The sequence below is a fragment of the Brevundimonas sp. 2YAF1 genome (assembly GCF_052114745.1).
In the GTDB taxonomy this organism is placed as follows: Bacteria; Pseudomonadota; Alphaproteobacteria; order Caulobacterales; family Caulobacteraceae; genus Brevundimonas.
Map to the genome: position 1 here is coordinate 349,702 of NZ_JBFRFI010000002.1, position 15,399 is coordinate 365,100.

Annotated in this window: 13 protein-coding genes; 8 read left to right on the forward strand and 5 right to left on the reverse strand. The window is 68.5% G+C overall.

Translation table 11 applies throughout. The features are described from left to right. Positions 1 to 296 precede the first annotated feature (296 nt). Positions 297 to 2,369: a S8 family peptidase gene (locus AB4Y68_RS04335; RefSeq protein ID WP_441454282.1), complete on the forward strand. Its 2,073-nt coding sequence runs from the start codon at positions 297 to 299 to the stop codon at positions 2,367 to 2,369. A 77-nt stretch (positions 2,370 to 2,446) separates the two neighbouring features. Here the strand turns inward: AB4Y68_RS04335 and AB4Y68_RS04340 are convergent, their stop codons facing one another. Continuing rightward, positions 2,447 to 3,619 carry an acetyl-CoA C-acetyltransferase gene (locus tag AB4Y68_RS04340; RefSeq protein ID WP_441454283.1) on the reverse strand — a complete coding sequence of 391 codons (1,173 nt, stop codon included), beginning with the start codon at positions 3,617 to 3,619 and terminating at the stop codon, positions 2,447 to 2,449. 149 nt (positions 3,620 to 3,768) lie between these two features. Between AB4Y68_RS04340 and trhA the strand changes: the two genes are divergently transcribed. The 4 genes from trhA (at position 3,769) to AB4Y68_RS04360 (ending at position 5,696) form a co-directional block, all read left to right on the forward strand. Then, entirely contained in the window at positions 3,769 to 4,479 is a 711-nt protein-coding gene (gene trhA, locus AB4Y68_RS04345; protein WP_441454284.1) for a PAQR family membrane homeostasis protein TrhA, read from the forward strand. Positions 4,480 to 4,551: 72 nt separating this feature from the next. Then, positions 4,552 to 5,187: a polyhydroxyalkanoate synthesis repressor PhaR gene (phaR, locus tag AB4Y68_RS04350; RefSeq protein ID WP_441454285.1), complete on the forward strand. Its 636-nt coding sequence runs from the start codon at positions 4,552 to 4,554 to the stop codon at positions 5,185 to 5,187. Next, on the forward strand, positions 5,184 to 5,555 hold the full coding sequence (locus AB4Y68_RS04355) for a hypothetical protein (protein ID WP_441454286.1): 372 nt from the start codon (positions 5,184 to 5,186) through the stop codon (positions 5,553 to 5,555). The genes phaR and AB4Y68_RS04355 overlap by 4 nt, the downstream gene beginning before the upstream one ends. Positions 5,556 to 5,573: 18 nt before the next feature. Then, positions 5,574 to 5,696: a hypothetical protein gene (locus AB4Y68_RS04360; protein WP_441454287.1), complete on the forward strand. Its 123-nt coding sequence runs from the start codon at positions 5,574 to 5,576 to the stop codon at positions 5,694 to 5,696. Positions 5,697 to 5,716: 20 nt separating this feature from the next. Here AB4Y68_RS04360 and AB4Y68_RS04365 read toward each other — a convergent pair whose 3' ends face one another. Together AB4Y68_RS04365 and AB4Y68_RS04370 are read right to left on the reverse strand one after the other, a co-directional pair. Then, the gene (locus AB4Y68_RS04365) at positions 5,717 to 6,142 is read right to left on the reverse strand and encodes a hypothetical protein (RefSeq protein WP_441454288.1); all 426 of its coding nucleotides are present in this window, start codon (positions 6,140 to 6,142) and stop codon (positions 5,717 to 5,719) included. 67 nt (positions 6,143 to 6,209) lie between these two features. Beyond that, a complete protein-coding gene (locus tag AB4Y68_RS04370) occupies positions 6,210 to 6,947 on the reverse strand; it encodes a glycosyltransferase family 2 protein (protein ID WP_441454289.1) in 738 nt (245 codons plus the stop codon). Between the two features lie 104 nt (positions 6,948 to 7,051). Here AB4Y68_RS04370 and AB4Y68_RS04375 point away from each other — a divergent pair, with 104 nt between their 5' ends. The 3 genes from AB4Y68_RS04375 to AB4Y68_RS04385 all read left to right on the forward strand — a co-directional run bounded on the left by AB4Y68_RS04375 (position 7,052) and on the right by AB4Y68_RS04385 (position 10,762). Further along, positions 7,052 to 8,725, forward strand: a complete 1,674-nt coding sequence (locus AB4Y68_RS04375) for an ArnT family glycosyltransferase (RefSeq protein ID WP_441454290.1) — start codon at positions 7,052 to 7,054, stop codon at positions 8,723 to 8,725. Continuing rightward, a complete protein-coding gene (locus AB4Y68_RS04380) occupies positions 8,725 to 9,666 on the forward strand; it encodes a hydroxymethylglutaryl-CoA lyase (RefSeq protein ID WP_441454291.1) in 942 nt (313 codons plus the stop codon). Before AB4Y68_RS04375 ends, AB4Y68_RS04380 begins: the two co-directional genes overlap by 1 nt. Positions 9,667 to 9,760: 94 nt before the next feature. Then, positions 9,761 to 10,762, forward strand: coding sequence for a class I SAM-dependent methyltransferase (locus tag AB4Y68_RS04385; protein WP_441454292.1), 1,002 nt, complete (start codon positions 9,761 to 9,763; stop codon positions 10,760 to 10,762). Between the two features lie 117 nt (positions 10,763 to 10,879). Here the strand turns inward: AB4Y68_RS04385 and AB4Y68_RS04390 are convergent, their stop codons facing one another. Both AB4Y68_RS04390 and putA read right to left on the reverse strand, forming a co-directional pair. Continuing rightward, positions 10,880 to 12,115 (reverse strand): tetratricopeptide repeat protein, encoded by a 1,236-nt coding sequence (locus AB4Y68_RS04390; RefSeq protein WP_441454293.1) that lies wholly within the window; start codon positions 12,113 to 12,115, stop codon positions 10,880 to 10,882. 93 nt (positions 12,116 to 12,208) lie between these two features. Then, positions 12,209 to 15,337, reverse strand: coding sequence for a bifunctional proline dehydrogenase/L-glutamate gamma-semialdehyde dehydrogenase PutA (putA, locus tag AB4Y68_RS04395; RefSeq protein ID WP_441454294.1), 3,129 nt, complete (start codon positions 15,335 to 15,337; stop codon positions 12,209 to 12,211). Positions 15,338 to 15,399: the final 62 nt, after the last annotated feature.

Consider the following 15,399-nt stretch of genomic DNA (forward strand, 5'->3'; position numbering starts at 1 on the left):
TCGGAAACGGGCTCGCCAAGGCCGCGAACTATGGCCTAATGGCGCCCTCAGTGGGGGAGAGATCTGTGGCTTACCAGCGCCTGCGCAGAGTAGCGGTTTCGATCGGCGTTCTCGGCCTTCTAGCCTTCCCCCTCGCCGCCTGCGGCGGGGGCGGAGGCGGTGGAGGAACGGGGGGCGGCGTCGTGACACCACCTCCTCCCCCCCCGCCACCTCCTCCTCCCCCGCCGCCTCCGCCGCCTCCGCCGCCTCCAGCCATTCCGTCCGCGAACTCGTCGGAATATCTGCGCAACTACGGCGTGGCGAACACGGGGGCGATCGCCGCCTGGCAGACGGGCGCAACCGGCAGGGGCGTCACCGTCGGCGTGGTCGACAGCGGCATCAAACTGGATCACCAGGATCTGGCGGTGAACATCTCTCCGCGCTCCACCGACGTCGTCGGCGGGCGCAACCAGCCCCAGGGGACCGACGCCCACGGCACGCGCGTCTCCAGCGTGATCGCGGCTCCGTTCAACAATTTCGGCACGGTCGGCATCGCCTTCAACGCGACCATCCTGTCGATCCGCGCCGACATCAGTGAATGCACCAAGCCCGAAAACACCGTCTGTTTCCGGGGGGCCGATCTGGCCAATGCGCTGGATTACGCCGTCGCCAACGGCGCCCGGGTCATCAACCTGTCGCTCGGCGGCGAGGGCACGCTGGGCTTTGCCTTCGAGGCGGCGTTGCAACGCGCCATCAATGCGGGGGCCATCTTCGCCATCGCCTCGGGCAACGAGGCCGGCGCCAATCCGGAATGGCCGGGCCGCTACGCCAGCGACCCACGCTTCGCCGGCGGCATCATCGTCACGGGCGCGCATGATTCAAACAATCTGATCGCCGACTTCTCTAACCGCGCCGGCGTGTCCCAATCCTGGTTCCTGTCCGCCCCCGGCGTCGGCGTCGTCGTCGACTGCGAGGACACCGGCTGTTGGCGCGTCAACGGCACCTCCTTCGCCTCGCCGGCCGTGGCGGGGGCGCTGGCCCTGCTGCTGGAGGCCTTTCCCAATCTGAGCGGACGCCAGGCGGCCGACATCCTGCTGCGCACCGCGCTCGACGCGGGCGATGCGGGAACCGACGTGGTCTATGGCCGCGGCCTGCTGGACATCGCCAAGGCCTTCCAGCCGGTGGGCGCCACCTCTTCACCTCAGGCGGTGGGCGCGGCCGTCCGGGTCGCCATCGAACCGGGCGCCTATGTCGGCGGACCGTTCGGCGACGCCATGGGGCGCACCGGCGCCTTGAGCACCATCGCCTACGACGAGTACGAGCGGCTGTTCCGCATCGACATGGGGGCCGCCTATCGCATCGCCCCGCGGCGCAGCTATCAGCCCGAAAACCCGACGCCCATGCGCCGGTCGCAGGTGTCGATGGCTGGTCCGGGCGGGGCGCGCCTGTCGCTGGTCGCCGCCGTGCCGGCCGAGACGCCCGAGCCGATCCTGAACCGCTACACCCCCTTCGACGCCCCTTGGCTGGGCGACGAGGTGAGGCAGGAGGCGCTGTTCGACGTCACCGCCGGACGGATGTCGTTTGCCGCCTGGCAGGGCAAGGGCGGGGCGCGCTCGCCCTTCCGCACCGGTTCGGGCGACGGTTTCGCCGCCCTGGCCCAGGCCGACCACGCGGTGCGCGGCGCCATGGTCTTCGAGGGCCTCGGCTTCGGTCCGCTGACCGTCAGCGCCGAAACCGGCGCCGGCGACCGCCGCGCGCCGCTGCGCTCGATCGAGCAGGACGTGTCGTCCTACGCCCGCGCCGCTCTGGACTGGCGCGGCGAAGGTGGCGGCCTGTCGTTCAGCATGGGTTCGCTGGACGAGAAGATGGGACCTCTGGGCGCCTATATGCCAACGCGATCCGACTTCGCCCTGCCGTCGCGCACCCGGTTCGCGGCCTTCGGCGGCGACCTGCTGCTGGGTCGCGGTCTGGTGTTGAGCGGCGAGGCCGGCTTTGGCCGCACAGAAATCGAAGGTCGGTTCCTGAACCTGTCCAGCGCCGCCGTCAGCTCGACCTGGCGACTGGCGTTGCAGTCCGACTGCCCGTCCTGGGCCTTAGGATGCAGCCGCCTGACCTGGGAGATCTCCCAGCCGCTGCGGATCGAGAGCGGGACCTTCAGGGCCTTCCTGGCCGATGTGCCGCTGGAGTATTTCGACCCCGTCACCTTCTCGGAGCGCCACTTCTCGGCCAGCCCGTCGGGGCGTCAGATCGACGTCTCGGTGCGCAGCCTCCACCCCCTGCCGGGCGGGTCAGTGCTCCAGCTGGAAGCCGTGGCCAGCCGCGACGAGCAGCACCGCGCGGGCGCGCCGACCGGTTACGCCCTGCTGGGCAGCTGGCGACGCGGCTTCTGATCGGCTGATCCAGACATGAGAAAGGCCGGTGGATCGCTCCGCCGGCCTTTCCTGTTCTCAGCCCTTGAAGGGGGACGTTAGCGCTCGACGCAGAGGGCCACGCCCATGCCGCCGCCGATGCACAGGGTGGCCAGACCCTTCTTGGCGCCCGAGCGCTTCATCTCGTGTAGCAGGGTGGTCAGGATGCGCGCGCCCGAGGCGCCGATGGGGTGGCCGATGGCGATAGCGCCGCCGTTGACGTTCACCTTGGCCGTGTCGAGACCCAGTTCCTTGACCACACACAGCGACTGGGCGGCGAAGGCTTCGTTGGATTCGATCAGGTCCAGGTCAGCGACGGTCCAGCCGGCCTTCTCCAGCGCCTTCTTCGCGGCCGGGATCGGGCCAGTGCCCATGATCGACGGATCGACGCCCGCCGTGGCCCAGGACGCGATGCGGGCCAGCGGCTCCAGACCGCGCGTCTTGGCTTCATCGGCCGACATCAGCACCAGCGCGGCGGCGCCGTCGTTCAGGCCCGAGGCGTTGGCCGCCGTCACCGAACCGTCCTTGACGAAGGCGGGGCGCAGCTTCTCCATCGCCTCAATGGTGGCGCCATGGCGGATGTATTCGTCCTGATCCACGACCACGTCGCCCTTGCGGGTGGCGATGGTCACGGGCGCGATCTCATCGACGAACTTGCCGGCCTTCTGGGCGGCCTCGGCCTTGTTCTGCGAGGCGACGGCGAAGGCGTCCTGCGACGCGCGGTCGATCGACCACGTGTTGGCGATGTTCTCGGCCGTCTGGCCCATGTGGTAGCCGTGGAAGGCGTCGGTCAGGCCGTCCTTGATCATGGTGTCGACGAAGGCGAGGTCGCCCATCTTCTGACCGGCGCGCAGCTGCTGGGCGTGCGGCGCCTGGCTCATGCTTTCCTGACCGCCGGCGACGACGATCTTGGCGTCGCCCTCGCGGATCTGCTGATAGGCCAGGGCCACGGCGCGCAGGCCCGAGCCGCACAGCTGGTTCAGGCTCCAGGCCGGGGTTTCGACCGGCAGGCCGGCGCCGATGGCGGCCTGACGCGCCGGGCCCTGGCCCGCGCCCGCCTGCAGCACCTGGCCCAGGATGACTTCGTCCACGTCGGCAGGGGCCACGCCCGCGCGTTCCAGCGCCGCCTGGATAGCAATCTCGCCCAGCTTGGACGCGGGCAGGCTGGACAGGGCGCCGAGGAAAGAGCCGACCGGCGTGCGGGCGGCGGAAACGATCACTACGTCAGTCATGATATTCACTCCGGGGAGAATTCTGGGCGAGGTTGTGCCGTATTCCGCACCCCTCGTCACGTCTCGCAAGTGCGAAGTTCAGCACTTCGTCATCATCCCGGCGCAATCTGACGGGAACGATAGCCGCGACGGATGGTTTTTCAGGAGTGATGCTGGTGCGGCTGAAATCCTTGGCGAGACGGGTCTGGACGCCCGACGATCTTGATATGATCGAGCACTACCAGACGCGCGCCGAACGTCTGGCCGACCTGTGGGTCCACGCGGTGGGCCTGGGTCTGGCAGCGGTCGGCGGCGTCGTGCTGGCGGTGCTGGCCGGGCTCTACAGCGGCGTCGGGGCCGTGGTGTCCACCGCCGTCTACGCCTTGTGCCTGATCGCCATGCTGACGGCCTCGACCGTCTATAATCTGACCCACCCCTGCGCGGCGCGGCCGGTGCTTAGGCGGCTGGACGAGGCGGCCATCTTCCTGATGATCGCCGGCAGCTACACCCCCTTCACCACCCAGAGATTCGAGGGCGGCTGGTCGATCGGCTTCACGATCGGCGTCTGGGCCATGGCCTTGGCCGGCGTGGGGGTGAAGATGTTCGCCCCACGCATCTCCGACGCCTTCTGGAGCGGCGTCTATGTCCTGTTCGGCTGGGTGGCGGTCTTCGCCTTGAAGCCGATGATCGAGACGGTCCATCCGCTGGCCCTCGGCCTGCTGGTCGCGGGGGGGCTGATCTACACCTCGGGCGTCTTCGTCTTCATCAGCCAGAAGGTGAAATTTCGCCGCGCCATCTGGCACGGCTTTGTCGTCGCCGGCGCCGGCGTGCACTGGGCCGCCATCCTGGTCGGCGTGGTGCTGGCGCCGGGCGCGACCTGAGACAATTCAGGGCTCTGGCGTTCGCGCTCGCAACGCGTGATAGTGCGGCGTTGCAACAACGCGAGAACAAGCGTGGCCGACAAGAAATCCGAGGGCGGAAAAACCCGTGACGGCGTCGTCGTCATCAAGAAATACGCGAACCGACGGCTCTATAACACCGCCACCAGCGCCTATGTGACGCTGGAAGATTTGGCGCAAATGGTGCGCGAGGGCGTCGAATTCGTCGTCTATGACGCCAAGACCAATGACGAGCTGACGCGTCAGATCCTGACGCAGATCATCTTCGAGGAAGAAAGCCGGGGCGAAGCCCTGCTGCCGGTGCAGTTCCTGCGCCAGCTGATCGGCTTTTACGGCAACTCGATGCAGGCGGTCCTGCCCTCCTATCTGGAGATGTCGCTGGACAGCTTCAGCCGCCAGCAAGAGCAGCTGCGCAGCCAGTTCACCCGCACCTTCGCCGGCACGCCGGGCGGCGGGCTGATGGAGGAGGCGGTGCGCCAGAACATGGCCATGTTCGAACGCGCCATGAAAATCTTTCCCGGAATGACCGGCTATGGCCGTCCTGACGCCGAGGCGGAAACCGCAACCCCCGAGCCCTCGTCCCAGCCCGCCCATAAAGCCGCGCCCGCTGACACGGCCCTCGACGAGATGCGCCGCCAGATGGACGAGATGCGCGCCCAGATCGACCGCCTGGCCGGTTCCGGAAAATGACCGACGGCATGCGCCCGGTCGGCCCCCTTGAGGACCCGGCGCAGGAGCGCCGCGAAGGCGACCGGCGCGGGCGCGACCGGCGGGCGGCCGAAGCCCGGGCCGAAGCGGCCTCGCGCGCCCTGATTCTGACCGGCGAGCGGGTCGAACATGCCGCCTCCCCGGCAAAGCCTGCCGTGGCGCCGCCCAATCCCTTGGCGCCCCCTGCCCTGTTCGCCGCCCAGGTGATCGGCCAGACGGGCCAGAAGCGCGGGTTAAAGGGCGGCCCGCCGGTGCTGGACGCCGCCCGCTCGACCTATCTGGGCGCGGAATACTCGGGCCAGCGCGACCGGCGGCCGCGCGTGGGCAAGGCGGCGCGGACCGAGGTCTGATCCTGACGGGATGATGGCATGCGGCTTGCGATGCGTCCGGCGTCTTTCGCTGGAACCTCGTCCATGCCCGCCGTTTTCAACCTCGCCGCCCGCCTGTTCGACGTGACCGTTGTCGCCTTGGTCTTCGTCGCCTTCAGCTAAGGCCCCGGAGCCTGGGACTCTCAGCGCGGGTTCAGGTCGAAATCGCGCCGCGAGGCGATGATGGTGACGATGAAGCCCGCCAGCACGTCCAGCAGCACCATGGTCAGGATCAGGAAGAAGACCGATCCGGCAAAGCCCGGCAGCAGCAGGAACTCGACCAGGCAGACCACGAACAGCACCATCGACAGGGCGTGATTGACGATGGCGACCCGCTGGCTAGAGGTCGATTTCAGCAGCTCCACGAACAGCAGGATCAGCGACAGGAACAGGATCAGGTCGCCGACACTGACGCTCCAGACCGCACCCGAGGTCATCGGCACGCGGAACAGTTCTTCGCTCAGCACCGAGGCCGGGCCCAGAACAGACTCCGCGCCGCCCCCGCCGAGTAGAATGACCAGATTGTAGATCACGACCGGCACGATCAGCAGCGGTATGGCGATCAGCATGGGCGGCCCCTCCAGATGCCCCTGCTTAACCCCGTTTCCGGTACACCGCCATATGGGCGCAACCGCCTCAGAACTCGCTGATCGGGCCTGGACGGCGTGAACGCGACTTCAGCCACATCACGCCCAGCAGGTCCGAGAAGGACGCCCGCAGCCGGCCCCAGTTGGTGTATTTCGAGCGGCCCGTCTCGCGGTGACGGTGATCCACCTCGAGGTAGCGGTTCTCGTAGCCCTCGCGGATCGTCAGCGCCGGCAGATAGCGGTGGATGTGATCGAAGTAGGGCAGACGCAGGAAGACGTCGCGACGGAAGGCCTTGAGCCCGCAGCCGGTGTCGTCGGCGTCGTCGGACAGCAGTTTGCGGCGGATGCGGTTGGCCCAGATCGAGGCCTGGCGCTTGGCCTCGCTGTCCTGACGCTTGGCGCGAACGCCGCCGACAAGGGCGACGCTGGGCGGCGCGGCCATCAGGGCGTCGGCCAGACGCGGGGCGTCGGCGGGCGGGTTCTGGCCATCGCCGTCCAGGGTCACGACGACGCCGCCGCGCGCGGCCAGGACGCCGGTGCGCACGGCCCGGCTCTGGCCCGCATTGGTCGCATGGGCCAGCACCCGCAGGGTCGGCAGTTCGGCCATGGCGGCCTTCAACTCGGCCAGGGTCGAATCGCGGCTGGCGTCGTCGACGAAGATCATTTCATAGGACCGACCGGCGAAGGCCTCGGCGATCTCACGCGCCAGAGGCACGGCGGCGCCGGATTCGTCGTGAACGGGCACGACGACGGAGATGTCGGGAACGGAAGCAAGGCTGTCGGTCATCCGTCGCTCTGTAGCGCATCGTCGGGTCCGAGGAAAACGGGCGCCGCGCCGTCGGTGAAAGCTGAAGCTTCCGGGGGGCGTCGTCGGCGTGATACGACAGCCTCATGAACCGCCCGAACCTGGATCATTTCATCGTCGGCTGGCGCGGCCCCGTTCTGGCGGCCCTGCTCACCCTACTCGCCGGCCTGCCCAGTCTCCTACTGCTGCCGCCGCTGGACCGCGACGAGAGCCGCTTCGCCCAGGCGACGGCGCAGATGCTGGAAAGCGGCGACTATGTCGATATCCGCTTCCAGGACGAACCGCGCTGGAAAAAGCCGGTCGGCATCTACTGGATGCAAGCCGCCGCCGTGGCGCTGACCTCGGATGTCGAGGACCGTAGTATCCAGCCCTATCGCCTGCCGTCGCTGTTCGGCGCCATGCTGGCCGCCTGGGCCGTGGCCTGGGCCGGCGCCGCCCTGTTCGGCAACCGAGCGGGCTTCCTGGCGGGCGCCATGCTGGGCGCGACCTTCCTGTTGTCGACCGAGGCAGGCATCGCCAAGACCGACGCCATGCTGTGCGGCCTGACGACCTTGGCGATGGCGGCCCTGGCGCGGATCTACATGGCGACACGGGCGGGCGATAAGCCGGTGCGATGGCACAAGCTGCTGTTCTGGCTCGGCATCGGCCTGTCGATCCTGATCAAGGGACCGATCGGCCTGCTGGTCGTCGCGCTGTCGATCATCGCCCTGTCGGCCTGGGATCGAAACATCAAGTGGCTGGGCAAGCTCGGCTGGGGCTGGGGCCTGCCTCTGGTGGCCCTGCTGGTCGGGCCCTGGGCCATCGCCATCACCATCGCCACCGACGGCGGCTTCTGGCGTGAAGCCATCGGCGGCGATCTAGCCCCGAAACTAGCGGGCGCCCATGAAAGCCACGGCGGCTTCATCGGCATGTACGCCCTGTTGTCGCCCCTGCTGCTCTTCCCCGTCACCCTGATGCTGCCCGCCGCCCTGTCGACGGGCTGGCATCGTCGCGCCGAGCCGGCCATCCGCTTCGCCGTCTGCTGGCTGGTCCCGGCCTGGCTGATGTTCGAGATCGCCCCAACCAAGCTGTGGCACTACACCCTGCCCACCTTCGGCGCGATCGCGCTGCTGGCGGCGGCCGCCCTGACCCAGCCGATCGGCAAGGTCTCGCGCATTTCGGGTGCCCTGCTGGGCCTCTTCGCCGCCGTCGTCATCTGCGCCATCACCGTCTACGGCCTGACCGAATATGGCCGCTCGACCGCCCAGACCTGGGCCACCGTCACCATCGTCTTCGCCGTCATGGCGGCGGCGGTCGGCGGCTTCCTGCTGCTCAACCGGGCGGCGATCACCGGGGTCCTGGCCGCCATCCTCTGCGGCGTCATCGCCCATGCAGGCCTGGCCGGGACCATCCGCCAGCTGCGCCCCCTGTCCATCGCCCCGCGCCTGGTGAAGACGCTGGAATCGGCCGAACTGAGCCCGCGTCAGGGCCGCTATCCGGGACCGGTGGCCATCACCACCTATCATGAGCCCAGCTTCGTCTTCCTGACCGGGCGCGACACCCAATTGACCGACGGTCCCGGCGCCGCCCGCGCCCTGGCCGAGGGCCGTCCCGCCATCGTCGAGGCCCATGACGACGAGGCCTTCCGCCGCGCCCTGGCCGACCTGGGCGCCGCTGGACGCGCCGTGGGCGTGGTCAGCGGCCACAACTACTCCTCGGGCGACGACGTGCGCCTGACCGTCTATGCGCCCGCTGGCGCAGGCGAGCGGAGCGCGCGCTGATGGGCCGGTTCATCCAGATCGTCGAGGTCGGGCCGCGCGACGGCCTGCAGAACGAAAAGGCGGTGCTGGCGCCCGCCGTCCGCGCCGACTTCGTGCGCCGCCTCGAAGCCGCCGGGGCCAAGCGGATCGAGGCCGTCAGCTTCGTCCATCCCAAATACGTGCCGCAGATGGCCGGCGCCGAAGAGGTCATGGCCGCCCTGCCCCATGAGCCGGGCCGCAGCCGCATCGGCCTGGCGCTGAACGACAAGGGCTATGACCGGGCGCTCGGCACGGCGGTGGACGAGGTCAACGTCGCCATGTCCGCCACCGACGGCTTCGGCCTGAAGAACCAGGGGCTAAACGTCGACCAGCAGGTGCAGATGCTGTCCGACATCATGGCGGGCCGCGCCAATGCCCCAAGCGGCGTAGAGGGCGCGCCGGGCGCGACGCCGAAGCTGTCGGCCACCCTGTCCTGCGTCTGGGGCTGCCCCTTCGACGGCGAAGTCTCGGTCGAACAGGTCAGCGATCTGGTCGCCCGCATCGCCGCCCTGGGCGTCGAGGAGATCGCCCTGGCCGACACCATCGGCGTCGGCGACCCGTGGAGCGTGACGAAGAAGGTCGAGGCCGCCCGCAAGGCCGCGCCCGACGCGACCCTGCGCCTGCATTTCCACGACACCCGCAACACCGGCCTGGCCAACGCCTATGCCGGGGTCGAGGCCGGGGTCAATATTCTGGACGCCTCGGCCGGCGGCATCGGCGGCTGCCCCTTCGCGCCCGGCGCGACGGGCAACGTCGCTACCGAAGATCTGGTCTACATGCTGGAACGCGCCGGCTTCTCGACAGGCTACGACCTCGACGCCCTCATCAACGCCGCCCGCTGGATCGGCGAAAAGATCGACAAGCCTCGCCTCAGCGCCTTGAGCCGGGCCGGCGGGTGGCCGAAAATCGGCCTGAACGGCTAATTTTCTTCAACCGCTTTCCCGGCATCCTGCATTTCCTATAGGACCGTGGTCGACGAGGCTCCGGCCTTTCCCGACGTATTGACGCGAGACCGCCTTGGCCAAACCGTTCAAGACCTGGATCAAAGACCTGCAGCGGGCCCAACTGCTGCTGGAGCGGCTGCAAAAGGCGCCTTCGCAACTCGATCAGCTGAGCAAGGCGCTTGAGGAGCATCGCCGCGAGGTGCGGCTGCTGCACAGCGTCCAGACCCTGCCGGAGCGCCGCCTGTGGGACGGCCAGCCGCCGATGATTCCGGGCCGCCCCGGCGGCCACGTCTTCCCTCATGGAACGGTCTGCCGTCAGGACAGCTTCGAGACTCCGTGGTTCTCCTACTGGACCAAGCGGCTGAACGAAGGTCTACGCTATCACCGCAAGCTGTGGGAGTTTGTCTTCATCTGTCAGGCCCTGTGGGAACGCGGGGCGATTGTGTCGGGCGCACGCGGCCTCGGCTTCGGCGTGGGTTCAGAACCGCTCAGCGCCTTCTTCGCTTCGCAGAACTGCCGGATCACCGCGACCGACATGGACCTGAGCAGCGCCGAGGAAATGGGCTGGACCCTGACCAACCAACACGCCACCGGCAAGGAGGCGCTGCGCAAATCCATCGTCTGCCCGGATGCCCTGTTTAACGAGAACGTCTCGTTCCAGACCTGCGACATGAACCACATCCCCGACGATCTGGCCGGCTTCGACTTCTGCTGGTCGGCCTGCGCGCTTGAGCATCTGGGCTCCATCGAAAAGGGCCTCGCCTTCGTCGAACGCTCGGTGCAATGCCTCAAGCCCGGCGGCTGGGCGGTGCACACGACGGAATACAACTACGGCTCCAACGTCGAGACGATCGACAACATGGACACCGTCCTGTTCCGCCGACAGGATCTGGAGCGGCTGGCGCAGCGCCTAACCGAGCAGGGCCACAAGGTCGCGACCTTCGATCTGGAAATGGGCGACGGCCCCATCGACCAGTATCTCGACGTCATGCCCTATCGCGAACAGCCCCATCTGCGGATGGCGCTATGGGGCTACGCAACCACCTCGGTCGGCATCATCGTCCAACGCGGCTAACGCGGATATCCATCAGCGAACCTTCTAGATGACTATCCGCAGGACGATCGCTCGAACCGTTCGAAGGCTGACGGGACGCCCCGCCTCAGGGGTCGCTCACGTCTTGTCGCCCGGCGCCTAGCGAGCCCGTCGTCGCGATCGGGCCGTCGCGAGCGGACCGTCGACCGCGATGCGGCGGCGGACAAAGCGCAGGATCCGCGCCAGCTTTCTGACTTCGACGGTCGGCTCGAGGTTGGTGCGGCAGGTGTCCAGCAGTTCCCGGTAGGACGGTGGGTGCGGGTCGAGAAGCACCGCCATCTCCAGCGCCGCGACCGCCGCCTCTGTCTTCCCGGCGCGCCAGAGGATCAAGCCGTGCCAGTAGCGCAGGTGCGCGGCGGTCGGCAGCTTGTCCACCGCCTCCTCGACCAGAGGCAGAGCCTCCTCAACCCGACCGGCGGCGATCAGGCCGTTGGCGTGCGGCACCAGATGGTTGGCCGCGCGCAGGCCCAGTTCGGTGGCGCGTTCGTGCAGGGCGACGGCCTCGTCGTGTTCGCCAGCGAGGCCGAGGCAGGCCGCCAGCGCCGTCAACGCCATCGGACTGTGCGGCGCGCGTTCCACCGCGAGGGTCGCCAGCGCCCGGGCGGTGCGGGCCCGGCAGACGGGCTGAAGCTCGGCGAGCCGGCTGAGATAGATCGAACTGTCGCGACGGCGCGCCTTGGCCTCGGCCCGAAACGCCTCCACGTCCAGATCGCCCGCGAGGACGTCGAACACCAACGGCCCCAGCAGCGCCATCTCCTGCAGAAACGTCGTCGCCGGATGGTGAATGTAGCGCAGGCCGATCAGATCAGCCTTGATCTCGGCGGCGATCAGCCGGACCTGGCGTTCATCGTCGCCGGTCGCGTCATAGACGATCACCGGACGGCAGGCACAGCTCAGGCGCCCCTCTATCTCGGGCCGGAAGGCGATGCTGCGGCCGTCCTGAAGCCAGCGCGTCTCGAACGGGACCTTGGCCGGGTCGACCGAATACTGAGGCGAGATGGCCAGCACGGCGTCCGCCCCCGCCGCATCCGCGAAGCGCAGCGCCGCATAGGCGCCCATGCTGGAGCCATAGGTCATGACCCGGTCGGCGCCCGCTGTCGCCCGGCGCACGGCGGCCATGGCCTCGGCCATCTCGGGATACTGATACCAGTCCTCGCGACGCCCCATGACATGGATGGCCGAAACGCCGGACTGACGCAGGAAGGCCTCGCCGAACCCGGGACGATTGAAGCCCGGCCCCAGGCCGTAGTTGTCGAAGGTCACGACCCAGCGGCCAGCATCCCCGACGGGGACGCTGCGCACGACGACGTTGTTGCTGCGGAAGAGTTCGATCATCACTTAGCCGCTCGCCTTAGACCGATTTGCGGCGGGACGCGAAGCCTTCGGCGCATCGACCAGGGTCGCATCGATGCGCCTCCCGGGCCTCGTTCAGAGGTTCAGCAGGGCCGGATCGCCGCCTTGCGCCGCGATGTTGACGCTGATGGCCTTTTCCGCGGCGTAGCGGATGAGGCTGTTGGGGCCGCCGGCCTTGGGGCCGGTGCCGGAGAGGCCTTCGCCGCCGAAGGGCTGGACGCCGACGACGGCGCCGATGATTGAGCGGTTCACATAGACGTTGCCCGCCGGGACCAGACGCACGACCTCGTCGGCGAAGGCTTCGATGCGGCTGTGGACGCCGAGCGTCAGGCCGTAGCCGCGCGCGGCCAGCTTGGCGGCGACCGATTTCAGGTCCTTCGAGTCATAGCGATAGACGTGCAGGATGGGGCCGAAGACTTCGCGCTCCAGGAAGTCGGGCGTGGGGATTTCGGCGATGGTCGGGGCGAACAGGTCGCCCTTGCCAGAACCTTGGGCGTAGCCGGCCGGCAGTTCGGCGCGGGCGACGATCTTGGCGTCTTTCGACAGGCGCTCGACGTGGGCTTCCAGGTTCTTGCGGCTCTCTGCGTCGATGACCGGGCCGATGTCGCTCTTGGGATCGGTCGGATCGCCCAGCACCTGGGTCGCCAGCGCGCCCTTCAGGCCCTCGATCAGGGCGTCGGCGGCTTCCCTAGGCGCATAGAGAATGCGCAGGGCCGAGCAGCGCTGCCCGGCCGAACCGAAGGTCGACAGGATAACGTCGTCGATGACCTGTTCCTTCAGCGCCGTGGTGTCGACGAACATGGCGTTCAGGCCGCCGGTCTCGGCGATGAAGGGGATGATGGCGCCGGGGCGCGCGGCCAGGCCGCGGTTGATGGCGGATGCGGTGTCGGTGCCGCCGGTGAAGGCCACGCCGTCGATGCCCGGATGGGCCGTCAGGGCCGCGCCGACAATCTCGCCGCGACCGGGGACCAAGGCCAGCAGGTCGGGGTTCAGGCCAGCCTTGTAGAAGAGGCGGACGGCCTCGGCGGCGATCAGCGGGGTCTGTTCGGCGGGCTTGGCCACCACGGCGTTGCCGGCGGCCAAAGCCGCGGCGATCTGGCCGGCGAAGATGGCCAGGGGGAAGTTCCACGGGCTGATGGCGGCGAAGACGCCGCGGCCGTGCAGCACCAGTTGGTTGGTCTCGCCGGTCGGCCCCTTCAGCGTCTGGGCGCCGCCGAAGTCGCGCTCGGCCAGCAGGGCGTAGTAGCGGCAGAAGTCGGCGGCTTCGCGCACCTCGGCCACGCCGTCGTTCAGCGTCTTGCCCGCTTCACGCGACAGCAGGGCGACCAGACGGTCCATCTCGGCTTCCAGGCCGTCGGCCATGGCGCGCAGGACCGGGGCGCGGCCCGCGCCGCCGATGCGGTCCCAGGCGACCTGGGCGTTCCCGGCGGCGATCACGGCGGCGTCCACGTCGTCAGCCGAGGCTTCCGAGACGTGGCCCAGCACCTGCGAACGGTCGAAGGGATTGGTCACGTCCTGGGCGTTGACCCCGGCGCGCAGCTTGCCGCCGATGATGGGGCCGGACGTCAGCTTCTCGCTGTCGACGCGCTCCAGAGCCTGGGCGTGGCGGTCACGGTCGGCGGCCTGCGAATAGTCGCGGCCGAGGGAGTTCTGGCGATCGCCGTAGATGTTCATGGGAACCGGAATCCTGGGGTGACGGTCGGGCTGGGCCTCGACGGCGGTGATGGGGTCGGCGGCGACGGCGGCCGCCGGAACGCGTTCGTCCAGCAGGGCGTGGACGAAGGAGGAGTTGGCGCCGTTTTCCAGCAGGCGGCGCACCAGATAAGGCAGCAGTTCTTCGTGGCCGCCGACGGGGGCGTAGGCGCGGACGATGACGTCCTCGTCGGCCCAGGCCTCGTGCGCGGCGTCATAGAGGGCCTCGCCCATGCCGTGCAGGCGCTGATGTTCGATGACCACGTCGCGGTCACGCGCCATACGACGCACGGCGGCCAGCGTATGGGCGTTGTGGGTGGCGAACTGGGCGTAGATGTGGGGCGAGGCTTCGATCAGGGCCTTGGCGCAGACCAGATAGTTCAGATCGGTCGCCGGCTTGGTGGTGAAGACCGGATAGTCGGTGCGGCCCATGACCTGGGCGCGCTTGATCTCGGTGTCCCAGTAGGCGCCCTTGACCAGACGCACCATCAGGCGACGGCCCGAGGACCTGGCCAGGTCGGCCAGCTTTTGCACCGTCTCGGTCGTGCGCTTCTGATAGGCCTGAACGGCCAGGCCGAGGCCCTGCCAGTCGCCCAGCGCCGGTTCGCGTGCCAGCCGCTCCAGCAGCTTCAGCGACAGGGCCAGACGGTCGGCCTCTTCGGCGTCGATGGTGTAGTTGATGTCGTATTTGGCGGCGATCAGGGCCAGACGCAGGATGCGGGGATAGAGCTCCTCCCACACGCGATCTTCCTGCGTCGCCTCATAGCGGGGCGACAGGGCCGACAGCTTGACCGAGACGCCGTGGCCGGCCTCGGGTCCCTGCCCCTTGTTGGTCTTGCCCACCGCCTCGATGGCGTCGGCATAAATCTTTTCATAGCGCTCGGCGTCGGCGACGGTGCGGGCGCCCTCGCCCAGCATGTCGAAGCTGCACAGCCAGCCTTCGCGGTCCGACCGTTTAAGCGCGCCCTCGATGGTGCGGCCGACGACGAACTGCTCGCCCATGATCTTGACCGCCGTGGCCACGGCCTGACGGATGACCGGCTCGCCCAGACGCCCGGCGATGCGCTTGAGGAAGCCCGACAGGTCGGTCCTGGCCTCTTCGTCCACATCGACCAGCTTGCCGGTCAGCATCAGACCCCAGGTGGAGGCGTTGACGAACAGGCTGTCGGACTGGCCCATGTGCGAGGCCCAGTCGGCGGAACCGATCTTCTCGGCGATCAGACGGTCGCGGGTGCCGGCGTCGGGCGTGCGCAGCAGGGCCTCGGCCAGGCACATCAGGGCCAGACCCTCGCGGGTGCCCAAGCTGAACTCCTGCAGGAAGCTCTCGACCACGCCCTGCTTCTTCTGGCTGGCGCGGGCGTGATCGACCAGGGCCACGGCGTCGCGCAACACGTCAGCGCGCTCGTCGAGATCCATCGGCAGATGGGCCAGCAGTTCGGCCACGGTCTCGCGTTCGTCGCGGAACTTGTTCCGGTCCAGGTCGTCCCAGTGTTGGAGGTCGGTCGGCGTCATGAAACTCACCCTGGGATCAAACCCTGCGATTTCCGGCGTATATGGCGGACTTGGCCGAATGT

What these genes read in the sequence shown, in the direction of transcription:
- AB4Y68_RS04355 (WP_441454286.1), top strand. Translation starts at nt 5,184, where the DNA reads ATGACCGACGGCATGCGCCCGGTCGGCCCCCTTGAGGACCCGGCGCAG.
- trhA (WP_441454284.1), top strand. Translation starts at nt 3,769, where the DNA reads ATGCTGGTGCGGCTGAAATCCTTGGCGAGACGGGTCTGGACGCCCGAC.
- AB4Y68_RS04390 (WP_441454293.1), bottom strand. Translation starts at nt 12,115, where the DNA reads ATGATCGAACTCTTCCGCAGCAACAACGTCGTCGTGCGCAGCGTCCCC.
- AB4Y68_RS04340 (WP_441454283.1), bottom strand. Translation starts at nt 3,619, where the DNA reads ATGACTGACGTAGTGATCGTTTCCGCCGCCCGCACGCCGGTCGGCTCT.
- AB4Y68_RS04365 (WP_441454288.1), bottom strand. Translation starts at nt 6,142, where the DNA reads ATGCTGATCGCCATACCGCTGCTGATCGTGCCGGTCGTGATCTACAAT.
- putA (WP_441454294.1), bottom strand. Translation starts at nt 15,337, where the DNA reads ATGACGCCGACCGACCTCCAACACTGGGACGACCTGGACCGGAACAAG.
- AB4Y68_RS04370 (WP_441454289.1), bottom strand. Translation starts at nt 6,947, where the DNA reads ATGACCGACAGCCTTGCTTCCGTTCCCGACATCTCCGTCGTCGTGCCC.
- AB4Y68_RS04375 (WP_441454290.1), top strand. Translation starts at nt 7,052, where the DNA reads ATGAACCGCCCGAACCTGGATCATTTCATCGTCGGCTGGCGCGGCCCC.
- AB4Y68_RS04360 (WP_441454287.1), top strand. Translation starts at nt 5,574, where the DNA reads ATGCGGCTTGCGATGCGTCCGGCGTCTTTCGCTGGAACCTCGTCCATG.
- AB4Y68_RS04380 (WP_441454291.1), top strand. Translation starts at nt 8,725, where the DNA reads ATGGGCCGGTTCATCCAGATCGTCGAGGTCGGGCCGCGCGACGGCCTG.